The sequence below is a fragment of the Victivallis sp. genome (assembly GCF_048170485.1).
Taxonomy (GTDB): Bacteria; Verrucomicrobiota; Lentisphaeria; order Victivallales; family Victivallaceae; genus Victivallis.
Genome location: NZ_DBEXAY010000040.1, coordinates 16755 through 41205, shown reverse-complemented (window position 1 = coordinate 41205; position 24451 = coordinate 16755). Strand labels below are relative to the sequence as shown.

The window sequence follows — 24451 nt, the reverse complement described above, 5'->3', positions numbered from 1 at the left end:
TTACTCCTTGTCATTACGCGATAAGTTCGGCTCCGCGGAATCCTCCGCGCCGAGCGCCTTGAAGTAACTGCCGACCCAGTCGTCGAAGCCGGGCGGAATCTTTTCCGCGGCGGCGGCTCCGGTGGAGAACTTCCGCAGCCGGGTGGTGCGGATCGTTTCAGCGTCGGCGCGGGCGACGGCGTCGATGGCGGTGCGGGCGCGGCGCAGCGAAGCGGCGATTTCGCCCCGGATGCGGCGGATGTCCGCGCCGCCGGACTCCGAGGTGGCATCGACCCGGGCGAGTTCATCGATCTTGCGCAGTGCCGCGTAGAGTTCGCCGGAGGGGAGCCCGCGGGCGCTGACCTGCCGGAGCAGAGCGAGGGTGCGCTGTTTGAGTTCGGCCTGTTCCCCGGCGAGGCGGGCGGCAATGGCGGGATCCTGGTCGGGGGTGGTGCCGGAGAGCCCTTCGGAGCCGACGCCGGACTGTTTGCCGCCGCCGGTGGCGCCGCCCTGGGAATCGTTGGAGCGGTCCTCGACCGTGCCCGCTTCGAAGGGGGACTGGACCAGCCGGGTGGGGGTCTTGCGTCCGCCCTTGCCGGTGGCGGTCTTCTCGACGAACTGCCCGGAGGATTTGCCGGAACGCCCCTCGCCGGAGCGGCCGCCGACCTCGTTGTTGTTGGGCAGCACGTTGCCGGTGATCCCCTTGGCCTGCATGCTGTCGATGGTGCCGTCGGAGACCCCCCAGCCGAGGCCGTCGTCGGTGTCGAAGGTGAAGGAGTTGGTGCCGTCGGAGGTGTCTTCGCCCATTTCCTCTTCGGTTTCGATGAGATCGCCGATGATGTCGGTGAGTTCGGCGGGCAGGTCCGTAAGATCGACGTCGGCCATTTCGCCGTTCTCCTCGGAGATCCACTTGATGTAGTCCTTGGCGTCGGCGAGCCAGCGCTCAAGGTTGTTGGCGACCGCCTCGGCGCTGTCGCAGGCGGTGTTCTCAGCGAGGGTGGCGATTTCGATCTTCTTTTTGATCAGGGCGTCGCCCGCCTTCTGCAGCTCTTCGTACATCTCGACGAACTCGTCGGCCATCGCGGAGTTGGAGAAGTCCTGGCTCTGGAGTTTGGAGAGGTCGTTGAAGGCGGCACGGAAGTATTGGCTGAACTCCGCCTCCTTCGCGGCGAGGTCGCCGAGGAGCTTCTCCTCGCCCTCGCTCCAGTCGTCGGTCTTCGCCGGGTCGAACGCCTCGGTCTGCGCGATGATCTTCTTCTGTTCGGTACGGAATTCGGTAAGTTTCTCCTGAAGACTCTGAAGTTTTTCGTAGAACTCCTTCTCTCCGGCGGCCTCCATCTTCTTCTGTTCGCGCTTCTCCCAGTTGCGGCGGACGGCGGCCAGCCCGGTCAGCAGGCGGCGCAGCCGGTCGATCGCGGCGCTCTGGTGAAGCACCACTTCGTTGAGGTGGCGGGTCAGGACATCACCGGAGCGGTTGAAGGGGGGCGCGGTCTCTTTTTCGAGCGGAGAGAACACCTCGCCTTCGAGCGCGTCGATGGCCTCGGCGGCCTTCGCCGGAATCGCGCCGGCGTTTCGCATCGACTTCACCAGCGGCCGGGTGGATTTGCTGAGCCGGGCGATCTCCCGCTGGCGGTTGTAAAGCGTGCGGGCGTCGTTGTAACGGAAGTTCCGGAGCCGGGCGGTGACGAAACTGCGCGCCGCCTCCTGTTTGTCGAGCATGGCAAAGAGGATCTTGTAGAGCCTGCCGTCGCCCTGGCTGGAAGCGGCGCGGCGCAGTTCGTCGAGCGGGTCGGTGACATGAATGGTGAGCGGCAGGGCGGTTCCGGGCGGGGAATCGGGCCGGAAATCGAACGCCGCCCCGTGCACCTCGACCGTACTGCCCGGCGGGAAGTCGCGCAAACTCAGCCGGAAGGGAACCGCTTCGCGGAGGGTTTTGCGGGGCGGAGCAACCGGATAGTCGTAACTGCAAATTTCGGCGCTCTGCCCTTCGCGCCGGGCGGTGAGGATGATCCGGCGGAGCGCCGCGTCATCCTCGGCGGAAAGCTCCAGCATCACGGTGGAGCCGGCGGGCGCTTCGAAGTTCCGTTCGCGGTTGAGAAAGCGTATCGCAGGGGGGCGGTCGGTGCGGCACTTCAACAGGTAGCGGGCGGAATCCGGGTAGCGGATTCCGTCGGCGGTGTCGACCAGCGTGACGGCGAGCGTCGTGTCGCCGGTGAGCGTGAAGAGTTCGCCGGGAACCACCTCCATCCGGTAGCCGGCGGGCGGCCGGGCCGAGAAGCGGATGCTGCTCCCCTTCCAGAAGGTGAATTCGCCGCGCGGCTCGGTGGAACTCCCGGTTTTCAGCCCGAGGTAGGCGGGCGGAGTCGCGGCCAGCTCAATCGCTTCGAGGCGCGGCGCCGGACGGACCCGGATGCGGTAACTGCGCGAAGCGTCGCGCCCGCATTCAATCCGGTAGACGGCGTCGCGGGTGATGCCGGAGAGCTCCCGGGTGGCGCCGCGGTCGTGGCCGGTCATGTCGAGACTGGAGACGCTTTCGCCCGACTCGACCCTCAGCCGCAATCCGGCGCGGGGGCGGCCGTCGATCAGCGCCGACGCGCGGATCAGCACCTTGCCGCCGTAAGGGATCTCCACATCGCCAGGCTCCACCCGGAATTCGGTCCGGTTGATCGGGGCGATCTCCCGCCACGGCATGAGAATCCGGCCGAAGGCGTTCGCGGCCGGGCGGGGCCAGAGCGCGGCGTATCCGGCGCAGAGCAGGGCGGCCGCGAGCAGCATCCCGCCCTGACGGCGCAGCTCCGGCAGCCGGAAAATCCGGAACTTCTCCCGCTTCTCCGCCGCGGCGGCGGCACATCCGGCGTAGACCCGCCGGATCGATTCGGGCAGGTCGGTGCGGCGGCGGAACTCGACCCCGTTGACCAGCGCATTGCCGGGAATGTGAAGCCGCCCTTCCAGCTCGAGCGCGATGGAGCGGTCGCTCCGGCGGAAGAGGGTCCGAAGAGAACGGCCGAGCCGCCAGGCGCCGCCGACGGGCAGAGAGAGCAGAGCCGCCCAGAGCAGCCAGCGCAGGGAATCGCTCCAGCCGAAGAGATTGTCCAGCGCCGCCGCGGCGAACGCGCCGGCGACGAGCAGCGCCCCGGCGCAGAAGAGCGTCGAAACGGCCGCGCGGCGGAAGAGATAGCGGCGGAACTCAATCAAGATTGCAGATAAACTGTCCTTCATTCTCGCCTTTTTCTCCGTTTTTCAGTTCGATATGATCGCCCGGCGCGACGCGGCCGAGCCGGTCGAATTTCAGAAGTTTGCGCGGGGAATCACTGCCGGGCTGTTTGTAACGCACCGGAATCTGGCGGGTGTCGAGCTTCCACGCTTCGCCGTCGAAGTGGAAGTTCCAGATATCCAGATGCCAGACGTAGCCGCCGCCGGGCACATGTTTTTCGGCGGCGTAGAAGTTCGACCGCCGCTTGTAAAGAAGCGCCCGCGCCCGCTTCGCGTCGCCGTTGGCTTCGAGCAGACGGCGGTCGGGGAAGAAGTCGTCGGCCAGCGGAACGACCCGGCGGATTCCGTCGAGCTCCTCCGGCTTGACCGGTTTTCCGGCGAGTCCGTAGAGCAGAAAGCGGTCGGTGCGCAGATAGAGCTCGTAGTTCCCCGGCAGAAGCGGCGGAAACTGGAAGGAACCGTCCGCCTTGACCGTGCCGGGGCAGACCACGTTGCGTTCCACGTCGAGCAATGTCGCCGCCTGCAGTTTTCCGTAGCCGGAGAGTTTGCCGGTGACCGGTTTCGCCGGGCTCTTCTCCGCCTTCGGGAAGCGGATGGTGACCGGGTAAACCTTCTCCTCGAGCGTCTCGCCCACTTTGCCTTTGATCTGCCGGGTGAGGAAGAGTTTCCCGTTCCCCTGTCCGCCGCGCAGACGGAAGGCGAGCGAGATCAGATGCCCCTTGAGTTTTTCGCCGGAGACCAGCTCCACCTCGGTCGCAAAGTTGATGAAGGGGTAGCTCCCTTCCAGATAGGTTTTGTCCACCTTGCCCGCCTCGGTGTAGAGCCAGGGGCGGTTCATCGTCGCGCTCTCGATGCTCTGGGTGATCGAAACGAGGTCGGCCAGCTGGAACTTCCGCTGGATCTTGCTGTCGGGGAGCCGCAGGATCAGCGGCCGGTTCCCCATGATCGAAAGTTCGCCCGACCGGCTGCTGCCGTCGGAGTAGAGAATCACCGCGGGTTCGGCAAACAGCGTCACCGCCGCCGTGAACAGCGCGGCGACGAGGGCGGCGCAACGGAACGGAATCCGGAACAGAACGTGATCGCGATTCAATGCAGTCTCCTCCTCATGAACCAGATGAGCCCCGCCAGCAGCAGTGCCGCCGCGAGGAACCAGATTGTTTCAAACACCGGCCGGAACTCCCGCTCGGTCGCACTCTGCGAAATTCGTTCGGCAAGATCGGCGGCCAGCCGGTCGAGGTCGGCGGGGGCGTAGATCCGCTCCGGAGATGCGATGCGGCGGAAGTTCCCGTCGAGAGTGCGCAAGTCGGAACTCTCCTCCATCGCCTTCCCGACGGCGACCGGCACCACCCGGCGCGCCTCGGGGCGGGATTTGCTCCGGGCGAGAATCTCCAGCTCGCCCGCCGCCCCGTCCGGAAAGGTGACGGCACCGAGGAAATTGCCGGACTTCTGCCGTCGGAAAAGGATCGTCCGCGCCGCCGCGTCTCCGGCAGAGAAGCTGCCGATCACCTCCTCCGTATCCGGCGGCGGCGTCACCCGGATCGCCACCGCCTCGCCGGGCAGCGGCAGAGCCGGAAGCAACTCCACGCGCCACTGCGCGGCGGCGCGACTGCCCAGCCAGGCGGAGAGTTCCGCCAGAAACGCGCCGAAGTTGGCGTCGCGCTCGGAGGCGTTCTTCCCCCACAGCGGGAGCGATGGCGACAGAATCGCCGCCACCTGGCCCCGGCCGTAGGGCATGGCGACCACCAGCGGGAACTCCCCCGCCTGGAGCAGAACCGACGCGCCCGGCTTGAGCGATTCGACCGCGCGGAGCCCGCGAACCGAGCCCGGAGCGAACCGGCCCGCGAAGGGGCTCTCCTCCGGCGCGGAGATCTCCAGCGGCACGTCGGGCAGTTTCTGCGCCGACGGCGTGAAGGGGAGCAGTCGGGCCGCGGGCGAACCCGGCGTCACCGAGAAGGAGTCCGCGCCGCCGAGCAGAACCAGCGTGCCGCCCTGCTCGACGTAGGATTCGACGGCGGCGAGCTGTTCGCGCGAACCGGCGGATTCGTCGAAGTCGCCGAGGATCAGCATGCCGACCGGTTTCAGCGCCTCCGCCATGGTCGGCAGGCCGTTTTCGAACCCCTTCCCGGCATTCGAACCGATCCGGCGGACGCCGCCCGCCGCGCCGGCCGGATAGAGCGCGGTGAAATCCGCCTTGCTCCGGGTGAAGAAGCGGACCAGCGGCCGGAACCCGGTGGAGAGCCGCGCGAACGAGATCAGCGTGAAGCGGGAGTCCGGCTCGGCGTCGACCGCGGCGGTGCGGCGGTTGTCCAGCGCGGTCACTTCGCCCGGGAGCGGAGCAAGTTCAAAGGTGAGGCGGTGAAGTCCGGCCATGGCGAGCTCCGCCTTCACCGGAATCTGCCGGGTCTCGCCCGGACGCAGTTCGAACCGTTCGGACGCCGCCGGTTCGCCGTCGACCAGCAGTTTGAATTCGACCTGCCGCGGCGCCTCGAACCCGGTGAGCGTCACCGGAATCCGCAGATCGAGCGACGCTCCGGCGCGCGCCGTCTCCGGCACCCGGAACTCGCCGAAGGAGAGGTTGGGCGCCGCGTTGAGTTCACTGCCGAATTTCACCGCGAACACCGGGGAATCCGAGCTCTCCACCCGATGGCCGGAAAGGTCTCCGCCGTCGGTGAGAAGAACCGTCGCGGCGAGCGCTCCCGCGCCGTACCGGCGGTCGAGCGCGGCGAACGCCCCCCGGAAGTGGGCCGCTCCGGCAGGCTCATCGGCGTGTTCCTCCCGCAACTGCCAGTCGAAGTCGAACCGGGTGACCGGAACGTCGTTCCCTAAGCGGCGGAGCAGCTGCCGGGCGAATTCGTCGGCCGCGGCGAACCGCGACTCCCCGTTTCCGGCGTCGCGGACGCCCATCGAAAGCGAGGAGTCCACCAGCACCGCCACCCGGCCGGTCCGGTCGTCCGGACGGCGGAGGATCACCACCGGATTGGCCGCCATGAACGCCAGAAGTCCAGCCAGAAGCCAGCAGACCAGCCGGAGACGGCGGCGCGTCGTCGTGCGGAAAATACAGTATCCCACCGCGGCGAGCGAGAGCAGCAGCAGCCAGACCGGCACCAGGGGAGCAAACGAGATCATGCGGCCTCCTTTCTGCACATCCAGCAGTCGACGCCGAAGAGCAGCAGCGCCGCCAGCAGCAGCCAGCCGGCCAGTTCGGTGCCGCGCCGGAGCTCCTCGAGCCGCAGTCGCCAGTCGCCGTCCAGCCGCAGTTCCCGCACCCCGGGCAGAGTGCGGCGCAGTTCCGCGGCGGAGGCGGCGGCCGGTTCCGATTCCGCGCCCGCCGGCTCACTGCGGGTGACGGAGGATCCATCGTCCGGCGCCATCGCTTCGACCAGTTTCGCCATCGCCACCGGGAAGGAGCGCAGAAGCGGCCAGTTCGACGCGCGGCTGCGCAGGTCAAACGCGCTGTCGAACCGGATGCTGTCACCGAGCCGACGCGCCGTCAGCAACGGGGTGCCGTCACCGAGGCGGAGCCACGTTTCCGCCCCCGCCGGAACGGCGGGCGGCACAATCTGTTTCCACTCGACAAAATCCATCTCCAGCAGGTCGTTGAGCGGCGCGAGCGCTCCAGCGAACGCGGCCTTCTTTCCGGCGGCCGGAACCGACTTCGCCTCCGGCGCGGGAAGCCGCCAGAGTCGCCCGCCGTTCTTCACGAATTCATCGCAACGGGCCTCCGGCACCGTTCCGGCGACGATCACCAGGCCGAAGCGGCGGAGATCCCCGGAACCGAGTTCCGCCGGAGAGAGCTCCTCGAAACGGACGCCGAACCGCCCGTCGCCGCCGGGATCGAGCGCGTAGCGCAGAAAGTAGAAGGGGTCCGGCATGCGCCCGCCGCCGCGCACCAGCGCGACCGGCAGAGTTTCCGCAACGCGGAAGGAGAAGGTCGCCCGGTTGTCGCCGGGGATGTTCTCATCTTCGACCGCGACGCTCCCGGCACACTCTCCCGCCGGCGGGGCGAATTCGAAGGCGACCTCGGTCCACTCCCCCGGCGCCAGGCTCAGCAGGCGCTCCCCGGCCGGACGGGAGTGGAGCAGGAACTCCACCCGGCTCTCGACCGGGCGGTTCGAATGGTTGGCCACCTTCGCCCGGAGAATCCGGCGCACCCCGGCACGGCGGGGCAGTTCGGAGAATCCGGCGATTTCCACCGAGAGATTGTCCTCGCGCCCCCGCAGCGGCAGGGCGTAGATGCGCGCCTCTTTTGCTTCGCTCCAGCTGCCAAGGGTGCTCTTCTGGAAGTCGGAGAGGAGGAACACCTCGCCATCCCGCACCGTCCGGACCGCTTCGGCGAGCGTTTCGGCAAGCGTTCCGGCGCGCGGAGCCGTCTTCGCCTCCCGAATCGCCTGCCGCACCTTGTCGCGGTCGGCGGTCGGCAGTACGCCGGGCCGGGCGGAGGAGAAGAAGAGCGCCGTCTCCCCCCCGTCGTCAAATCCATCGAGCAGGGAGAGCGCGGTGCGCTGTGCCGCCTGAAACGCGGTCTCACCCGCCGGGAGTTTCCGCTCCATCGAGAAGGAATCGTCCAGCACGATCGCCCGGCGCACCGCACCGCCGCCGCCCGGCGGAGCGATTCCACGCAGCCGCGGCTGGGCGACCGCGAGAACCGGCAGTGTCAGAATGAGAAAGCGCACCAGCAGTTTCAAAAGATCCCGCAGACGGCGGCGCATCGCCGGATGGTGTTCGTCGCGCAGAAAGAATTCGAGGTCGGAGAAGCACACCACCATCCGGCGCCGCCGGAAATAGAGGTGCAGTACCAGAGCCGCCAGCCAGACCGCCGGCAGAATCCAGAGCAGATGCGGTGCGCCCCAGTCGAGCATCAGAACAGCTTCTCCCGTTTTGCGAAGTACGCCGCCAGCGCCCGCTCGAACGGCGTCGAGCTCGACAGCGTCTCAAACATGAAATTCATCGAATCGCAGAGGTTCCGGAGCTTGCGGTTGTGCGTTTCCAGCCGCTTGAGGTAGGCGTCGCGAACCGGCTCCGCCTCCAGCTCCAGCCGCTGCCCGCTCTCCAGATCCTGCAGCTCCACCCGCCCGCGGTAGGGGAAATGGAGCTCCGCGTCGTTGAGCACCTGAAAGAGGATCACTTCGCACTGCTTGAACCGGAGCAACCGCAATGCCGGAGCAAAATCCCCGTCGAGCGAAAAGAAGTCCGAGAAGAGGATCGCCAGCGAACGGCGCGGCAGCTGTTCGGCGATCTGCCGCAGACAGGCGCCGTTCCGGGTCGCCCCCTCCGGCTTGAGCGATTCGAGCGTGCCGAGCAGTGCGGTGAGGTTCGCCCGCCCCGCCCGCGCCGGCGAGGCCCGCAGAATCCGGTCGGAGTAGACGAAGAGCCCCGACGCATCCCGCTGCTGGTACATGAGGTAGCAGAAGGCCGCCGCGAGATAGCAGGCGTAGTGAAATTTGACCGGATGCCCCGCCGGGTCGCTCATCGCCATCGAGCCGGAACTGTCGAGCAGGATGTAGCTCTTGAGGTTGCTCTCCTCCTCGAACTCCTTGATGTAGTATTTGCCGCTGCGCGCCAGCGCCTTCCAGTCCAGATAGCGGATCGAATCGCCCGGGGCGTACTTGCGGTCCCCGGCGAACTCCGAGGAGAATCCGTGGTACGGCGAGCGGTGCAACCCGAGCAGTGCCCCCTCGACCAGCGAACGGGCGACCAGCTCGATCCCCTTGAGATTTTCCAGGGTCCGGGCCGGCAGGTAGGTGAATCCGGTGGCGGCTTCGCGTTTCATCTTATTCGGCGCTCTCCGGAACCGCTTCCATCAGCTTTTCGACGAGGATGTCGCTGGTCAGGTTCTCGCCGACCGCGTGGAAGTTGCAGGCGATGCGGTGGCGCAGCACCTCCGGCGCGAAGCGGCGCACGTCGGCACAGCTCACGTTGATCCGCCCCTCCAGCGCGGCGGCGGCGCGCGCCGCCAGCAGAAGGTACTGCCCCGCCCGGGGACCGGCGCCGTAGGAGAGGTTTTCGCGGATGAAGTCAGGCGCGTCCGGATTCTCCGGCCGCGACATCCGGGCAAGATCGGCACAGTAGGCGATCACATGGTCGCTCACCGGAATCGAACGCACGCACTTCTGAAAGTGAAGCAGCATCTCCGCGTCGAGCACCGGCTGCGGCTGCGGACGGCTGTTGCCGGTGGTCTCGCGCAGAATCGCAATCTCCTGATCGCGCTCCGGATAGGTGAGCTTGATCAGGAACATGAAGCGGTCGAGCTGCGCCTCCGGCAACGGATAGGTGCCCTCCTGCTCGATCGGATTCTGCGTCGCCAGCACGAAGAAGGGGCGCGGCAGCGGATTGCGCACGCCGTGGTTGGAGACCTGCCGCTCCTGCATCGCCTCCAGCAGCGCCGCCTGGGTCTTCGGCGGCGTCCGGTTGATCTCGTCGGCCAGCAGAAGATTGGTGAAGACCGGCCCGGGGATGAAGCGCAGTTCGCGCCGCCCGCTGCCCGGCTCCTCGTCGAGAATGTCGCTGCCGGTGATGTCCCCCGGCATCAGATCCGGCGTGAACTGGACGCGGCGGAAGTCGAGCGCCAGCGCCTGGCCGAGGCTCTGCACCAGCAGTGTCTTGGCCAGCCCGGGCACCCCCTGCAGCAGGCAGTGGCCGCCGGCAAGCAGGGCGGCCAGCACCGCTTCGATGACCGCCTCCTGGCCGATCACCGCCTTGCCGATTTCCGCGCGGAGAAGAGCGAACGCGCCGCCGAGCTGCGCGATCTCCTCCGGGAGCTGTTCGAGTTGGGATTGCATAAAATTCCTCTCCTAATGGGTTAAGAAGTAGCTTGCGATCGAACCGCCGAGGCGGCCCGCCGCCTCCGGCGTGTACATGATGCTCCCGGGGCGCGGCACCTGCTGCCAGCCGCCGGCGAGATCCACCGGCGAGTAGATCAGCGTCAGCCGGTCGCCGTCGTTGACGCCGTAGAGCAGTGGATAGCGTTCATTCGGGTAGCGCGCCGCCGCCTCGGCCGAAAATCCGCTGTCGGAGAAGCGGTAGGGCCCCCGGGTGAAGAGCGGATGATTTTCCGGAATGCGTTCGAGCGCCCGCCCCGGATAGAGCCGGGCGACGAGCTTCCGCACCGCCGCGTCGAATTCGGAAAGCCCCATCGTGTTGTTGATCAGCAGAAATCCGCCGTCGTCCAGATAGCGGCGCAGTTTGGCCGCCGCCGCGTCGGAGAGCTGGAAGTTCCCGAGCCCGCCGAGGTAGCAGAAGGGGTAGTCGGAAAGTTCCGCCCGGTCGATGTTGACGTAGTTGACGCTCCCGGCGGTGTTGACCTTGAGGTTCCGCCCGAGATGGCGCAGAAAGCGCTCCCCCGCGCCCGGGTCGGAGTTCCAGAAGCCGTCGGTGACCAGCTGCGCGAAAGGAACCTGCTCCGGATTGGCCGCGTCGGGCTCCGCCCCGCTCTCGCCGGCCGCGTAGCGCCGGGCGCTGTCGAACCAGCCGATCGCGTAGAGTGCGAGGTTGACGCCGAGATCGACCGCCGCGCCGGCCCGGTAGAAGGTGGCCGACGGAATGAGCTCCGGATAGGTGTTGTCCCACCCGCAGCCGAGCCCGACCGGCGAGATCACCGCCGCCAGCCGCGGCCCGAGAAAGAGTCCTTCGAGTTCAAACGGGCGGTTCTTGTCGCGGTTGGTCTCCCCGGCGACCAGCGATTTGGCGATGTGAAAGACCGGATGATCCGCCGGAACCCGCCGCAACGGCGCCTCCGGCAGAATCCGCCGCAGTTCTTCGGCCGCGCTCCGCAGAAAGAAGGGCGAGCCGACCACCGAATCGAACCAGATCATGCCGCCGTCGAGCAGATATTTGCGCAGTTTCGCCCGCTCCTCCGGCGTAAAATTGATCCGCCGCCCGCCGGAAATGAGCAGAACGGGTACCTCCGACGGGTCGCCGGAGAGCATCCCGAGGTCGAGCGACGACGCCCGATACTCCAGCCCGCTGCGCGCCTTGAGCTGGCGGAGCAGCTGCTGTGCGTCCGCCGGAACCATGTTCCAGTCGAACACCCGGGTCACCACCCCGTTCGGCCAGGTGTAGTCGAGGTAGCCGCCCCAGATCACCTTGCCGATCAACGTCGTCGGCGCCGGCGGATGCTTCTTCTCCGAACGGCGCAACGGCGTCGCCGGCAACGGCAGCGGCGGCAGAGATTCCCCGGCCTGACGGCGCTGTGCCTTGGCCGCCGGAGGCCGGCCGACCGGACGCAGAAAGGCGTCCTCCTCCGGCGAGGCGGCCCCCGCCGCCAGCGCGGCCGCCAGCAGAATTCCACAATATCGCAGAACGCATCTCATCGCTCCACCTCCTTTTGACGAATCTCCTTCAACAAACGCGCCGCCGTCACCGCGGAACGGGAGCGGGGCGCGGCGTCGAGCACCTCTTTCCATGCCGCAATCGCCGCGGCGGTCTCGCCGCGCCCGGCGTAGAAGCGGCCCAGTTCCAGCGCGATCTCCGCGCGCAGTTCCTCATCCTCCGGCGCGAGACTCCGCGCCAGCTCCAGCAGCCGCGCCGCTGAACGGGGACGGCCCAGCCCCGCCTCCAGACGGCTCTTGAGCTGCAGATAGTCCGGCGCCAGGCGGACCGCCGGACGCTGTTCCTCCAGCTGTTCGGCGTAGCGCATCCCGTCGGCAAACTTCCCGAGCACGATCGCGTTGCGGATCGCCAGCTTGATTCCATCCAGCCGGAGCAGCTGCCGCCGGTCGTACCGATCCGACGGCGAGGCGATCTTCGCAGCGAGCGCTTCCGCCGCGGCACGCCCCTCCCTCATTGCGGCAAGATCCACTTCGAGCAGTTCGTACGAACGCACCCGCGCCTTCGGCAATGCGGAGCGCTCCACCGTCGCAAACACCTCCGCCGCGGCGTCGGTCCGGCCGGAGCCGTAGAAGAGCAGTTCCGCCAGCGCCAGCCGGGCGGTGTTGAGTTCCGACGGCGCCCGGAGCCGGGCGATCAGGTTCCGCAGTTCCGCCGCCGCGGTATCGAACGCTTCGGAACGCCGCTGTTCGTCGAGCCGGGTCGCCTCGTAGTGGCGGAAGAGCACCTCCGGCTCGACCTTGTCCTGATTGCGGATCATCGTCTCGTAGAACTCCCGGCTCTCCTTCGCCAGCTTCGCCCGGCGGAGCGCCTCGCTCAAGTAGCGGTATCCCCCTTCCTGAAGCCCGGTCTCCGCCTCCTGCGCCAGCGCGGTGCGGAGAATCTCCGCTTCGCGCCCCGGCTTCGGCAATGACTGCCCGTACCGATAACTCAGCTCCACCCGGTGGGAGATCTTCTTCCCGTCGGCGGTTCGAACCGAAACAACGTAATCGCCCGGCTTGAAGTAGGCGTGCGTGAGCGTCTTCCCTTCGCCGGTGCCGTCGCCCCAGTCGACCGAACGGATTTCGGTGCCGACCTGCGGAGAAAGCGAGACGAAGTAGAGCTGGAGCTTCTGACCCTCCTCGGTGAGCATCTCCTCCAATTGCCAGCCGAAATCGGGAATCTTCCGCCCGTACTCATCCAGCCGGGGGCCCACCTTCGCCCGGAGCGTCGGGGTGTAGGCGCTCTCCGGAATCGGCGAAAACTTCTTTTCACTGCCCGGGGTGCGCCACCCCGCCAGCGAATAACAGCTCCAGCGCGAATTGGCGTGCAGATAGGTGATGCGGTGCTCCCCTGCGGCGAGTTCGACCGTTCCGGCCCGTTCGCCGCGCAGTCCGCCCCAGACGTCGTGGTTCCCCGGCCAGGCGACGACCGGCTTGCCGTCGATCTCCAGAAAGGAGGCGTCGGTGGAGGCGGTGCAGAAGGTGTAGCGGCCCGGCCGGGCGATCCGCAGCACCCCTTCGAACACGTGCAGACTGCCCGGATTCGGCCCGAGCGGATTCCAGCCGGAGTAGATCCGCTTCTCGACCACCGCGCCGCGCGGTTCGGCCTCGTCGAGCAGCCGTTCGAACGCCTTCCGGTTCGGAACCTGCCGGTACTTGACCCGGTAGACGCTCCGGATCACCCCGGAGGCGGGGAGCCAGTCGCTCGCCGCGTCGACGGGCTTTTTCCCCTCCTCCAGCCGGAAACTCTCCCCCGGTTTCGCGTTGAAGACGAAGCGCACCAGCGAACCGCGGCGCAGCAGCACTTTCGCCGGGCGCTCTGTGCGCAGGGAATCGGTCAGCCGGAAATCGGGGGTCTCCATGTGGCACTCCGCCTCGACCAGGTATTGCGGATGCGATTGCGCCCTCCCCGTTTCCGGCACGGAGAGCCGCCGTTCCGCCGCGGAGGCCGGCAGGAGGAGTCCGGCGGCCAGCACAGCCGTGCACGGCCAGATTCTCCATCCACGTTTCATTCCGCACCTCCGGCTCGATCGAACAGTTTCACACCGGATAACATTTCCCCGTTCCCCTGTTCTTTCAAATGGATTTTTCTCTTTTTTCCATTATTTTTTTGTAATGCCGGGAAGTGCGGTTGACAGAGGAATCCGGACGGGCTATTTTGAAGCGGATCAAGCGAACCCCGGGCGGAGGCCTTCCCGTGAATCTCCTGAAAACCAAACTCAACTGGCAGGATTTCGAATTTCAGGTGCTCTACTGTGTCCATGACCGGGAGACCGACGTGAGAAATTCCCACTCCCACGACGACTACTATGAGCTGGTGGTGGTCCGCGAAGGGAACGCCTCCCACGGCTTCGGCGGCGCCAAAAACCGGATCGGCCCCGGCGACGTCTTCCTCATCCTCCCCGGCGAAACCCACTACTACGCGGAGGCGCGAAAGCTCGGGATCTACAATATCCTGTTTTCCCGCCACTTCTTCGCCCAGCTGCTGGCCGAATTCCAGGGCGCGATCGAGATCGAAGCCTATCTCGGACTGCCCAACGCCTCCTCGCCGAAACCGCGCTCCTTCGAAATCCGCCACTTCGATCAGCGACTCTTCTTCCAGATCACCGAACTGCTCGATGAAATTCTGCTGGAAGAAAAGGAGAACCGCTCCGGCGCCCGGCTGATGGTGCTCGGCAACGCGCTGAAACTCCTGACGCTGATCTGCCGGCACGCGAAGAAAAACGCCGCCGTGCAATCCGGAGACGCCGCGGGGAAAATCCATGGAATGGTCCGGGAACTCGACCGCTCCTTCGCCGAAGAGTGGTCGCTCCGCAGCATGGCCGAAGCGAGCGGATTTTCCGTCGGCGGCTTCCGCCAGCAGTTCCGGCGGATCATCGGGGAACCCCCGGTCGCCTGGCTGCTCTCGCTCCGGCTGGAAAAGGCGGCCCACCTGCTGCGCAGCAGCACCCTGCCGGTGGCCGATGTGGCGGAACGGTGCGGATTCCACGACAGCAACTACTTTTCCCGCCAGTTCCGCCGCAAGTTCGGCTGTTCGCCGCGCCGCTTCCGGCAGCGCGACGCAGCTCAGTGACGCAGGTTCAGAAACGTTTCCGCGCGCTTTGCGGCGTTCTCGGCGATGTTCCGGTAGAAGAAGAGGACATCCCCCATGTGCAGCACGCCGCGGGGAAAAAACTCCGCCTCGTACTTCTGCGGCGACTCCAGATCGACCACCATCGTGCCGCGTTCGAGATCGAGTGCACCGCCGCAGAAACCGGGCCGCTCCAAAGCGACACTGCCGTCCGGACGGAAGAAGACCGCACCGCGGTTCGCCTCCTTCGGCGCCGGCTGTTCATCGGTGCGCCAGTTCAGCGGATTGATGGCGACACCGCCGCAGAAGATTGACTGTTCCGCGCCGGGCGACTCGGTGTTCCACGAAACCACTACGCCGGTATCGCGCTCGCCGCGCGCCATCCGAAGCTGCGGATACGCCTCCAGATCCTCCTTCGTCACCGGCCAGCCGATCACGTAGGCCGCGACCAGCTGTTTCAGCGCCGGCGAATCGGGCGGAAGTTCGTTTTTCAGCAGATCCAGCACCGCCATCGCCCCCTGGCTGTGCCCCATCAGAAGGAACGGGCGGCCGTTGTTCCGGTGTTCCAGATAGTGGCGGAACGCCCGGCGGATGTCCTCCAGCCCCGGCTCCATCGACGAAAGATCCTGCGGCGAAGCGGAAAGGCCGCGCAACGCCCGGTTCAGCTCCGCCTGCCGGTAGTGAGGAGCGAAGATATTGAACTTCCCCCGGAACATCATCGTGTGCTCTCCGGAGATCAGTTCGCCGCGGTGACGCAGCGCCGGGACCGCGATGTCCATCACCGGGTGCGCCGCGTCGACGAAGACGGTCGGGTAGACGTAGAAGACGTCCACCGGGAGTGCCGACGGATTTTCCGGCAGCGGCACCGCCCAGCTCTCCGGCTTCGCGTAATCGGGCTCCACTGCGGCCTGCAGGGCACGCACCTCCGCCGTGGTCTCCGGGAGAACCGCACACCCGGCGGCACACCACAGCACCGCCAGCAGCGGAATGAACAACAGCCGCAACCAGAATTTCATCTTCGCCTCCTTCACACACTCACGACACGAAATCTCAGCAACCGTGCCGGAAAATTCTCATTTCACAATTAAAAAAAACTCCGGTCAGGCAGACCCCGGCCGGAGTGAATCATCACAAATTACGGAAATTACTCCCCGGCAGCCTCCGTTGAGGCAGTCCCGAAATTGAGCTCGTCCAGATTGTTGTCCCGAAGGCTGGTAAATCCCAGCGCCTGCAACTGTCTTTCATTCAGCGCTTCGGCCCGGCCGTCGGGGAACGCCGCCACCGTCATGTTGCCATGGATCAACGTCACACGCGCGCTACCAGTGGCTTCAGTGTTTGGAATGAAACTCCAGTACTGGACCGGGTCTCCATCATCGTTTAGCTTGTAAGTATCCGCATACATAACCAGTTCACTGGGGGATTTCATTTTCTCCAGAACATAAGCCATGCAGTTCGCCGTTGCTCCTGCTGAACGGAATCGACCATGCGTCCTGTAATTTGCCGAGTACCATGAAGTTTTTCCTGTGCCCGACGCATCAAGCATGCCGGCGACCTCGTCGTAACTGTCGAAGTCCTTCTTATTCAATTTACAGAGCATGATCTTGCCCGGTACATACTCCTGCGACCTGGTAGTACCGGATTTGTTCCCGGTCAGGATTCTCGCGTAATTGCCTTCACCGGTCTGATAGACCAGCATGTTCTCGTTGTCATTGGCGTAGAGCAATGCACCGGTCATCAGCTGTTTGTAGTTGTTGATGCAGTCGGTGCGGTTCGCGGTCGCCCGGGCGTTGTTCAGCGCAGGCAGCAGCATACCGGCGAGAATCGCGATGATCGCGATCACGACGAGGAGTTCAATAAGGGTAAAATTTTTTCGCATTTTTCACGCCTTTCCAGTAAGGTTGGTTGCCTCTGATAAAATTTTCCAATGGTAATCTATGCTGAAAACGGCAAAATTCAAGGGGGAATCCGCGACAAAGCGGATTTTTTCCGGAATATTCAACCGAAAAGCAGAAAGGATTGACCCGGGACCGGACAGCGTCTCGTTTCAGCGAATCAGACGGAAGATCCAGGGGAACCGGAAAACCCGCCCCTCCGACGCCTTTTTCGTGGCAAGGACAATCAAAATCAGCGCCCAGATTCCGAGCATGGCCAGCAGCGGAAACCCGATGACGACGAAGAGCAGGAGACCGCAGACAAAGGAGTAGACGATCAGGGAGATCTGAAAATTGACCACCTCTTTGCCGACCTCGTCAAGAAACGCGGACTCCTTCCGCTTCAGCAGCCAGAGGATCAGCGGCGCAAGCAGATTGCCGAAGGGACAGATCATCCCGGCGAACTGCAACAGCTGACAGAGCACCGCCAGATTGCACTCATCACGCGTCGGAAGCGCTTCTCCCTTCGCCTCTTCTTCAGGGGTCACCGGGCCATTGCTGACGTTGTCCATCCTGCTGCCGCCTTTTGGTTGAGGGGTAAAAAAAATGGCGAGAGAGACGGGACTCGAACCCGCAACATCCACCGTGACAGGGTGGTACTCTAACCAGTTGAGCTACTCCCCCGCGTTCTATTCAGAAACGCAGTACCGCCGCCCGGATGCAGCCATTTGAAAAAATGGCGAGAGAGACGGGACTCGAACCCGCAACATCCACCGTGACAGGGTGGTACTCTAACCAGTTGAGCTACTCCCCCGCATCCATATGCGATCGGCAACGGTCTTTAAAATAACCCATGTTGAGAAAAATTCAAGCTCATTCGACAAAAAAACCGAGGAATTTTCATCTCTTCTGCGGGATTTTCCGGGTTTACGGGAGATTTTCTTTGACTTGGTTCTTCTTACGTGATATATTACATCCCGGTTTGTCCACGACCGGTTTGTTCGCAGAGCCGGGATTCTCGATTTGAAACAGGCAGGAAAGGTATTTTTTATGGCGAAGCGGGAAGATGTGAAGAAGATCCTGATTATCGGTTCCGGACCGATCATCATCGGACAGGCGTGTGAATTCGACTACTCCGGAACCCAGGCGTGCAAGGCGCTGCGCGAAGAGGGGTACGAAGTGGTGCTGGCCAACTCCAACCCCGCCACCATCATGACCGACCCCGGCATGGCCGATCACACCTACATCGAACCCTTGACCGTCGACAGCGTCGAAAAGATCATCGAACGCGAGAGACCCGACGCCCTGCTGCCCAACCTCGGCGGCCAGACCGCGCTCAACCTCGCGATCTCCCTCCAGGATGCCGGAATCCTCGACAAGTACCACGTCAAGGTCATCGGCGTCGACCTCAACGCGATCAAGCGCGGCGAAGACCGCATCGAATTCAAGAAGACCATGGACATGCTCGGCGTGCCGATGGCAAAATCCGAACCGAGCTACTCGGTCGAAGAGGCCGAGAAGATCGCCGCCGAACTCGGCTACCCGGTCGTCCTCCGCCCCGCCTACACCATGGGCGGCACCGGCGGCGGCATCGTCTACAACGTCGAAGAGCTGCGTGAAGTGGTCGCCCGCGGCCTCGCCGCCTCGCTGATCGGCCAGGTGCTGGTCGAAGAGTGCGTGCTCGGCTGGGAGGAGCTCGAACTCGAAGTCGTCCGCGACGAGAAGGGCAACAAGATCACCGTCTGCTTCATCGAAAACGTCGACCCGATGGGCATCCACACCGGCGACAGCTTCTGCGTCGCCCCGATGCTCACCGTGCCGGAATCGGTGCAGAAGAAGCTTCAGGAGTACAGCTACCGGATCATCGACGCCATCGGCGTCACCGGCGGGTGCAACGTCCAGTTCGCCCACAACCGGGAGGACAACCGGATCATCGTCATCGAAATCAATCCGCGCACCTCGCGCTCCAGCGCCCTCGCCTCCAAGGCGACCGGCTTCCCGATCGCTCAGGTCTCCACCAAGCTCGCCACCGGCGTCACCCTCGACGAGCTGCCCTACTGGCGCGACGGATCGCTCGACAAGTACACCCCCTCCGGCGATTACGTGGTCGTCAAGTTCGCCCGCTGGGCGTTTGAAAAGTTCCCGCAGGCCAAGGACCACCTCGGCACCCAGATGAAGGCGGTCGGCGAGGTCATGAGCATCGGCAAGAGCTTCAAGGAGGCCTTCCAGAAGGCGATCCGTTCGCTGGAGATCGGCCGCAGCGGGCTCGGGCTGGTCAAGAAGATCGAAAAACTTTCGCTCGAAGAGCTGATTCCGCTGGTGGCCACGCCGTCGAGCGAACGCTATTTCCAGCTCTACGAGGCGTTCAAGAAGGGGCTGACCGTCGCCGAGGCGCGCAACCTCACCAAGATCACCGAGTACTTCCTCACTCAGATCAAGGAGCTGGCCGACTTCGAACTCAAGCTCGCCGGCTACACCTGGATGGCGCTGCCCGATGAGCTGCTGATCGAAGCGAAAAAGTCCGGCTTCTCCGACAAATATCTCGGCCGTCTCTTCGGCGTGCCGGAGAAAGAGGTCCGCGAGAGCCGCATCGCCCTCGGCTGCGTCGCCACCTACTGCCGGGTTCCGGTCAGCGGCGTCGAAAACGCCGACTACTACTACTCCACCTACTCCGGCGCGCCGGACGAGGTTCCGGTCTCCGGCAACCGCAAGATCATGGTGCTCGGCGGCGGACCGAACCGGATCGGCCAGGGGATCGAATTCGACTACACCTGCGTCCACGCCGCCTTCGCGCTGCGCGACGCGGGCTACGAATCGGTGCTGGTCAACTGCAACCCCGAAACCGTCTCCACCGACTACGACACCAGCGACAAGCTCTACTTCGAGCCGCTGACCACCGAGGATGTGCTGGCGATCTACGCCAAGGAGAAGCCCGAAGGGGTGATCGTGCAGTTCGGCGGCCAGACCCCGCTCAACATCGCTCAGGAGCTCAAGGACGCCGGCGTCAAGATCATCGGCACCCAGCCGGAAGGAATCCGGCTCGCCGAGGACCGTGAATACTTCCGTGAACGGATGATCGCGCTCGGAATCCGCCAGCCGGAGAGCGGCACCGCCCGTTCGCTCGAAGAGGCGGTCGCCCTCGGCCGCAAGATCGGCTACCCGGTGATGGTCCGTCCCTCGTTCGTGCTGGGCGGCCGCGGCATGGCAGTGCTCTACGATGAGGCGATGCTGACCCGTTACGCGATCGAAGCGATTCAGGTGAGCCCGGAATATCCGATGCTGATCGACCGCTTCCTCGACAACGCGATCGAATGCGAAGTCGACGCCATCTCCGACGGCAAGGACACCTTCGTCGCCTCGGTGATGGAGCACATCGAGCTGGCCGGAATCCACTCCGGCGACTCGGCCTGTTCGATTCCGCCGGTGACGCTGGCGAAGAAGTACCTCGACAAGATCGAGGAGCAGGCGGCGGCCATCGCCCGCGACTTCCGGGTCAAGGGAATTCTGAACGTGCAGTTCGCGGTCTGCGAGGATCAGGTCTGGATCATCGAAGCGAATCCGCGCGCTTCGCGGACGGTTCCGGTGGTCTCCAAGGTGACCGGCATGCCGCTGGCGCGGATCGCCACCTACCTGATGCTCGGCCACTCGCTCTCGGAATACAAGGACATTCTCAAGCCGCATCCGCAGACCTACTTCGGCGTGAAGGAGGCGGTCTTCCCCTTCAACATGTTCCCGGAGGTCGACCCGGTGCTCGGCCCGGAGATGCGCGCCACCGGCGAAGTGATGGGGCTGGCGCCGACCTTCGGCATGGCCTACTTCAAGGCGCAGCAGGCGGCCGGTTCGCGGCTGCCGCTCAAGGGGACGGTGCTGGTCTCGGTTTCGGAGCGGGAGCGCAAGTACCTGCTGCCGATCGTGAAGACGCTGCATGAGCTCGGCTTCAAGCTGGTCGCGACCGAAGGAACCGCGAAGTTCCTCGCCGAAAACGGCATTCCGCACTCGGAGGTCAAGAAGCTCAACGAAGGGCGTCCGAACGTCGCCGACCTGATCAAGAACCGCGAGGTCGCGCTGATCATCAACACGCCGATCGGGCGGCTGGGCAAGATCGACGACAGCTGCATCCGCATGCTGGCGATTCAGTACAAGATCCCGTACATGACGACGATCGCGGCGGCGAAGGCCTCCGCGGCCGGAATCCGCGAAGCGCTCCACGGCGACTCTTCGCCGAAGTCGCTGCAGGAGTATCAGGCCGGCCGGTAAGCTCCGGTTTCAACCAAACCTCCCGGGCGGGCGCGCCGCCTTCCCGGGAATGAAGGACGGGAAAAATGACAGGTTGGCTCATCGCAATTCTGCTGCTGGTGCTGCTCCCCCTCGGGGGAGTTGCATTGCACTTTTTTCACCGTTCGAAACTGCTGGCGCGCCGGCTCGATGAATCCAACGAGCGGCGGAGGGAGATCACCAACTTCCTGATGCGCTTCTCCACCGGACTGCAGGGGGACGAAGGGGTGGCGGGGGCCATGCACGCGGCCGCCCGCCACGTCAGCGAACAGACCGACGCGGAGGCGGTCGCCATCTACGAACTCGCGGATGACGAACTGCGCGCGGTCGGCGTCTGCGGCACCTATCCGCTGGTTCACAGCACGAACAAGCTGCTTTTCACCCGCCAGCACCACCTGTTCGAAGCGTTGCGGCGCGAACGGATTGCGCCGGGGCAGGGATTTCTCGGCGGAATGATCCTCTCGCGCCAGCCGGAGCTGGTTCCGGATGCCTCGGCCGACGAGCGGTTCAGCGAATATCCGGACAACGCCCACCTGGGCAGCGTCATGGCCATTCCGCTGCTGCGCGACGGCATCATGGTGGGCGCGGTCTGCGCGGCGACCAACCGGCTGCAGCCGGGGCGCCCCTTCTCCGAGCAGCAGTTCAGCCGGCTGAAACTGCTCTCCGGGCAGGTGCTGATGGTGCAGAATCTGATGCAGGTTTACAGCGAGATCAGCCGCCGGGAGCGGATCGACCAGGAGCTGGAGTTCGCCCGCCATCTGCAGCTTTCGCTGCTGCCGCACGCGTTCCCGGCGTGGGATCAGTTCTCCATCGACGCCTACACCCGCTCGGCCAAGGAGGTGAACGGCGACTTCTACGACTTCGTGGAGATCGACGAGAACCGGCTGCTGGTCATCATCGGCGACGCCTGCGGCAAAGGGATTCCCGCCTGCATGCTCACCGCCATGGCCCGCAGTTTCGCCCGGAGTCTGGCGGACAACTTCACCACCCTCAGCGATTTCCTCAAGGAGATCAACAACAAGCTCCACCGCGACACCGATGCGGACCGGTTCATCACCCTCGGCTGCTGCCTGCTGGACCGCAGCAACTCGCTCATCGAATTCGGCCGTGCCGGACACACCGATCTAATCTCCTACATTCACGGCCACATCCGCACGGTTTCGCCGGACGGCACCGCACTCGGCATTCTGCCCGATGAATTCGCCTCATTCGACACCTTCTGCATGAGCTTCGAACCGGGAACGGCGCTGATGATGTTTTCGGACGGCCTCTCCGAAGCGCTGAACCGCGACGCGGAGGAGTTCGGGGTGCACCGTCTCACGAAGGTGTTCCGCCGCTCCTGCGAGCTCGGCGGGACCTCGCAGGCGATCATGGACCGCGTCCTCGACGAAGTCGCCTCGTTCGAGGCGGAACAGAACGACGACCAGACCATCGTGCTCATCCGCCACACCGGGAAAGCATAGGGTTTCCTGAATAAAAATTCACATTTTTCCCCTCTCCTCTCTTGCCGGATTGCGAAAGTGCGCTATATTAACTGATTATCCTTATTCGAGAGCGGCGCCGGACGGGAAACCGGTGCAGTCGTTTTCATACACAGGGAAGGGAATATCATGGCCATCGAGTTATCTTACATTATTATTACCCCCTACAGTCTGCTCAAATCCCGTACCGGCGGCATCATCGCCCGCCTGATGTCCCGCACCGACCTGGAATTCATCGGCGCCCAGATGCTCTCCTTCACCCGGGAGATGGCGGAGAAATACGCGCGCAGTCTGGAGGACGCCGCCAGCCACATCTCCTCGGAGAGCGGCAAACTGCTGGCCAACTATGTTCTGGAAAATTTCCCGCCCCGCGAGGACGGCAGCCGGGAACGGGCGCTGATGCTGCTCTTCCGCGGCGAGGACGCCTGCCGCAAACTCTCGGAGATCACCGGCCGTCTCTCGCCCTATTCGCCGCGCAATCCCGGAGCCGGCGAGACGCTCCGCGACACCTACGCCGACCTGGTCAAGGACAAGGAGAACCCCTCGGTCGTGCGCTACTTCGAACCGGCGGTGCTCACGCCGCCGAACATGAAGGAGGCGCTGGTCAAGCTCCGGCTGTTCGCCGACTTCGCCGCCGCCTCGCCGAACCTCATCGACAACTCCCTCGGTTCGGCCCCCGGAGACGAGCGCACGCTGGTCATCATCAAGCCGGACAACTGGCGCTGCCCCTCCAGCCGGCCGGGGAACATCATCGACATGCTCAGCCGCACCGGCCTGCGGATTGTCGGGTGCAAGGTTCACCGCATGAGCGTCAATGACGCGCTCGAATTCTACGGCCCGGTCCAGAATGCGCTCCGCTCGAAGCTCGCGCCGAAGATCGCCGAGCGCGCCCGCCACCTGCTCGAAGAGAATTTCAAGGTCAAGCTGCCCGACGCTTCGCTGCCGGAGCTGGTGGAGTCGGTCGGCATTCCCTACGCCGACGACCAGTTCTCACAGTTGATCGAATTCATGTCCGGCAAACGCCCGGAGAACTGCAACGAAATCGAACGCCAGCAGCAGAACAGTCAGGCCAAATGCCTCGTTCTGATCTACGAAGGCCCCGACGCCATCAGCAAGATCCGTTCGGTGCTCGGGCCGACCGATCCCTCGAAGGCGCCCGGAGGAACCGTCCGCCGGGACTTCGGCAGCAACATCATGGTGAACACCGCGCACGCCTCCGATTCGCCGGAGAGCGTCGAGCGGGAGATGAAGATCATCCGCATCCAGCAGAATTCGCTCTCGGCCCGCATCTACGAATTTCTGGCGGAATCCAGCATCGACCGCTGACCCAAATCATCCGGAAAGGAGCACGCCATGCCGATCCGCGATCAGCAGAAAATCCGCCGGGCGGCCGTCGCCGGCCGCTTCTACGAGGGAGAGGCGCTGGACCTGCGCCGGAGAATGGCGGAAACCGAGGCGCAGTTGCCGCCGCCGGCCGCGGACGCCCGGACCACGCCGGTGCGCGGCTGCATTCTGCCGCACGCCGGCTACCTTTTCTCGCTCGGCGTGGCGATGGAGACGATGCGGGAGGCGCGGCACGGCAGCTACCGCAATGTGGTACTGCTCGGCCCCTCGCACTATGTGGGATTTCACGGGGTGGCGGGTTCGACCTACACCTCGTGGCGGACGCCGTTCGGCGACCTCTCCACCGCGCTCGCATTGCAGGAGAAGCTCGAAGAATCCGGCAATCCGCTCTTTCAGATCTCCGACGCGGCGCATACGCAGGAGCATTCGCTCGAAGTGGAGTTCCCGCTGATCCAGTACTTTCTCGGGTCACCGGAGATCCTGCCGCTGGTGGTGGGCGGAATCGCCCCGGCCGATCTGGAACCGCTCGCGAAGATGTTCGCCGCCATCGACTCGCCGGAGACGCTGTGGATCATCAGTTCAGATTTCACCCACTACGGCGAGAACTTCCGCTACACGCCGTTCGGAGAGAGCGCGACGCCGGAGGAGCTGAACCGGCTGGACCGGGAGGCGGCGGAACGGATTGCGGCGCGCGACCTCGACGAATTCTGCCGTTTTCTCGGGCGCACCGGCGCGACGATCTGCGGCGCGAATCCGATCGCGCTCTACCTTGCGCTGCTCGACCGGGTCGACCCGGAGCGGAAGATCTCCGGGGAGATCGTCTCGATGGCCGACTCCGGCGAGGTGACCGGCGACTACTCCCACGTCGTGGACTACGCCGGAATCCTTTTCCGTTGACAACCCGCAACCTTG

The 24451-nt window shown here is 64.8% G+C and carries 16 protein-coding genes and 2 tRNA genes; 5 read left to right on the top strand and 13 right to left on the bottom strand.

Going from position 1 to position 24451, the window contains the following annotated elements; all coding sequences use genetic code 11:
- The 8 genes from ACMLHG_RS02055 to ACMLHG_RS02020 are packed head-to-tail and all read right to left on the bottom strand — an operon-like array spanning position 1 to position 13510.
- Complete coding sequence (locus ACMLHG_RS02055; protein WP_417169386.1) at positions 1-3198, bottom strand: OmpH family outer membrane protein; 3198 nt, start codon at positions 3196-3198, stop codon at positions 1-3.
- Positions 3167-4282 (bottom strand): hypothetical protein, encoded by a 1116-nt coding sequence (locus tag ACMLHG_RS02050; RefSeq protein WP_295808846.1) that lies wholly within the window; start codon positions 4280-4282, stop codon positions 3167-3169. The genes ACMLHG_RS02055 and ACMLHG_RS02050 overlap by 32 nt, the downstream gene beginning before the upstream one ends.
- Positions 4279-6318, bottom strand: coding sequence for a hypothetical protein (locus ACMLHG_RS02045; RefSeq protein ID WP_417169385.1), 2040 nt, complete (start codon positions 6316-6318; stop codon positions 4279-4281). The genes ACMLHG_RS02050 and ACMLHG_RS02045 overlap by 4 nt, the downstream gene beginning before the upstream one ends.
- Positions 6315-8051: a BatA domain-containing protein gene (locus ACMLHG_RS02040; RefSeq protein ID WP_417169384.1), complete on the bottom strand. Its 1737-nt coding sequence runs from the start codon at positions 8049-8051 to the stop codon at positions 6315-6317. The genes ACMLHG_RS02045 and ACMLHG_RS02040 overlap by 4 nt, the downstream gene beginning before the upstream one ends.
- Positions 8051-8962, bottom strand: coding sequence for a DUF58 domain-containing protein (locus tag ACMLHG_RS02035; protein ID WP_294432631.1), 912 nt, complete (start codon positions 8960-8962; stop codon positions 8051-8053). Before ACMLHG_RS02035 ends, ACMLHG_RS02040 begins: the two co-directional genes overlap by 1 nt.
- 1 nt (position 8963) lies before the next feature.
- Entirely contained in the window at positions 8964-9971 is a 1008-nt protein-coding gene (locus ACMLHG_RS02030; RefSeq protein ID WP_294432633.1) for an AAA family ATPase, read from the bottom strand.
- A 12-nt stretch (positions 9972-9983) separates the two neighbouring features.
- The gene (locus ACMLHG_RS02025) at positions 9984-11501 is read right to left on the bottom strand and encodes a DUF4159 domain-containing protein (RefSeq protein ID WP_417169383.1); all 1518 of its coding nucleotides are present in this window, start codon (positions 11499-11501) and stop codon (positions 9984-9986) included.
- On the bottom strand, positions 11498-13510 hold the full coding sequence (locus tag ACMLHG_RS02020) for a hypothetical protein (protein WP_417169382.1): 2013 nt from the start codon (positions 13508-13510) through the stop codon (positions 11498-11500). The genes ACMLHG_RS02025 and ACMLHG_RS02020 overlap by 4 nt, the downstream gene beginning before the upstream one ends.
- A gap of 185 nt (positions 13511-13695) precedes the next feature.
- Between ACMLHG_RS02020 and ACMLHG_RS02015 the strand changes: the two genes are divergently transcribed.
- Entirely contained in the window at positions 13696-14571 is an 876-nt protein-coding gene (locus ACMLHG_RS02015) for an AraC family transcriptional regulator (RefSeq protein WP_417169381.1), read from the top strand.
- Here ACMLHG_RS02015 and ACMLHG_RS02010 read toward each other — a convergent pair.
- From ACMLHG_RS02010 to ACMLHG_RS01990, 5 genes are all read right to left on the bottom strand, one after another.
- A complete protein-coding gene (locus tag ACMLHG_RS02010) occupies positions 14565-15584 on the bottom strand; it encodes a DUF3089 domain-containing protein (protein WP_417169380.1) in 1020 nt (339 codons plus the stop codon). The two genes, ACMLHG_RS02015 and ACMLHG_RS02010, sit on opposite strands and share 7 nt — an antisense overlap.
- Before the next feature lie 128 nt (positions 15585-15712).
- Positions 15713-16444 (bottom strand): type II secretion system protein, encoded by a 732-nt coding sequence (locus tag ACMLHG_RS02005; protein WP_417169379.1) that lies wholly within the window; start codon positions 16442-16444, stop codon positions 15713-15715.
- A gap of 168 nt (positions 16445-16612) precedes the next feature.
- Positions 16613-17011: a DUF4870 domain-containing protein gene (locus tag ACMLHG_RS02000; RefSeq protein ID WP_294432642.1), complete on the bottom strand. Its 399-nt coding sequence runs from the start codon at positions 17009-17011 to the stop codon at positions 16613-16615.
- A 35-nt stretch (positions 17012-17046) separates the two neighbouring features.
- Positions 17047-17123 (bottom strand) — tRNA-Asp (locus ACMLHG_RS01995).
- Between the two features lie 53 nt (positions 17124-17176).
- Positions 17177-17253: transfer RNA gene (locus ACMLHG_RS01990), tRNA-Asp, on the bottom strand.
- Between the two features lie 236 nt (positions 17254-17489).
- Here ACMLHG_RS01990 and carB point away from each other — a divergent pair.
- The 4 genes from carB to amrB all read left to right on the top strand — a co-directional run bounded on the left by carB (position 17490) and on the right by amrB (position 24436).
- Positions 17490-20696: a carbamoyl-phosphate synthase large subunit gene (gene carB / locus ACMLHG_RS01985; protein WP_417169378.1), complete on the top strand. Its 3207-nt coding sequence runs from the start codon at positions 17490-17492 to the stop codon at positions 20694-20696.
- 65 nt (positions 20697-20761) lie between these two features.
- Entirely contained in the window at positions 20762-22177 is a 1416-nt protein-coding gene (locus tag ACMLHG_RS01980) for a PP2C family protein-serine/threonine phosphatase (RefSeq protein WP_295808831.1), read from the top strand.
- 147 nt (positions 22178-22324) lie between these two features.
- Positions 22325-23521, top strand: a complete 1197-nt coding sequence (locus ACMLHG_RS01975) for a nucleoside-diphosphate kinase (RefSeq protein ID WP_294432646.1) — start codon at positions 22325-22327, stop codon at positions 23519-23521.
- A gap of 27 nt (positions 23522-23548) precedes the next feature.
- Positions 23549-24436: an AmmeMemoRadiSam system protein B gene (gene amrB, locus ACMLHG_RS01970; protein ID WP_417169377.1), complete on the top strand. Its 888-nt coding sequence runs from the start codon at positions 23549-23551 to the stop codon at positions 24434-24436.
- The last annotated feature ends 15 nt before the right edge of the window (positions 24437-24451 follow it).

Excerpts from the sequence above, each read along its gene's own strand:
- ACMLHG_RS02025 (WP_417169383.1), bottom strand. The coding sequence starts at position 11,501 with ATGAGATGCGTTCTGCGATATTGTGGAATTCTGCTGGCGGCCGCGCTG.
- ACMLHG_RS02055 (WP_417169386.1), bottom strand. The coding sequence starts at position 3,198 with ATGAAGGACAGTTTATCTGCAATCTTGATTGAGTTCCGCCGCTATCTC.
- ACMLHG_RS02030 (WP_294432633.1), bottom strand. The coding sequence starts at position 9,971 with ATGCAATCCCAACTCGAACAGCTCCCGGAGGAGATCGCGCAGCTCGGC.
- ACMLHG_RS02005 (WP_417169379.1), bottom strand. The coding sequence starts at position 16,444 with ATGCGAAAAAATTTTACCCTTATTGAACTCCTCGTCGTGATCGCGATC.
- ACMLHG_RS02045 (WP_417169385.1), bottom strand. The coding sequence starts at position 6,318 with ATGATCTCGTTTGCTCCCCTGGTGCCGGTCTGGCTGCTGCTGCTCTCG.
- ACMLHG_RS02000 (WP_294432642.1), bottom strand. The coding sequence starts at position 17,011 with ATGGACAACGTCAGCAATGGCCCGGTGACCCCTGAAGAAGAGGCGAAG.
- ACMLHG_RS02020 (WP_417169382.1), bottom strand. The coding sequence starts at position 13,510 with ATGAAACGTGGATGGAGAATCTGGCCGTGCACGGCTGTGCTGGCCGCC.
- ACMLHG_RS01980 (WP_295808831.1), top strand. The coding sequence starts at position 20,762 with ATGACAGGTTGGCTCATCGCAATTCTGCTGCTGGTGCTGCTCCCCCTC.
- ACMLHG_RS02035 (WP_294432631.1), bottom strand. The coding sequence starts at position 8,962 with ATGAAACGCGAAGCCGCCACCGGATTCACCTACCTGCCGGCCCGGACC.
- amrB (WP_417169377.1), top strand. The coding sequence starts at position 23,549 with ATGCCGATCCGCGATCAGCAGAAAATCCGCCGGGCGGCCGTCGCCGGC.
- ACMLHG_RS02040 (WP_417169384.1), bottom strand. The coding sequence starts at position 8,051 with ATGCTCGACTGGGGCGCACCGCATCTGCTCTGGATTCTGCCGGCGGTC.
- ACMLHG_RS01975 (WP_294432646.1), top strand. The coding sequence starts at position 22,325 with ATGGCCATCGAGTTATCTTACATTATTATTACCCCCTACAGTCTGCTC.
- ACMLHG_RS02010 (WP_417169380.1), bottom strand. The coding sequence starts at position 15,584 with ATGAAATTCTGGTTGCGGCTGTTGTTCATTCCGCTGCTGGCGGTGCTG.
- carB (WP_417169378.1), top strand. The coding sequence starts at position 17,490 with ATGGCGAAGCGGGAAGATGTGAAGAAGATCCTGATTATCGGTTCCGGA.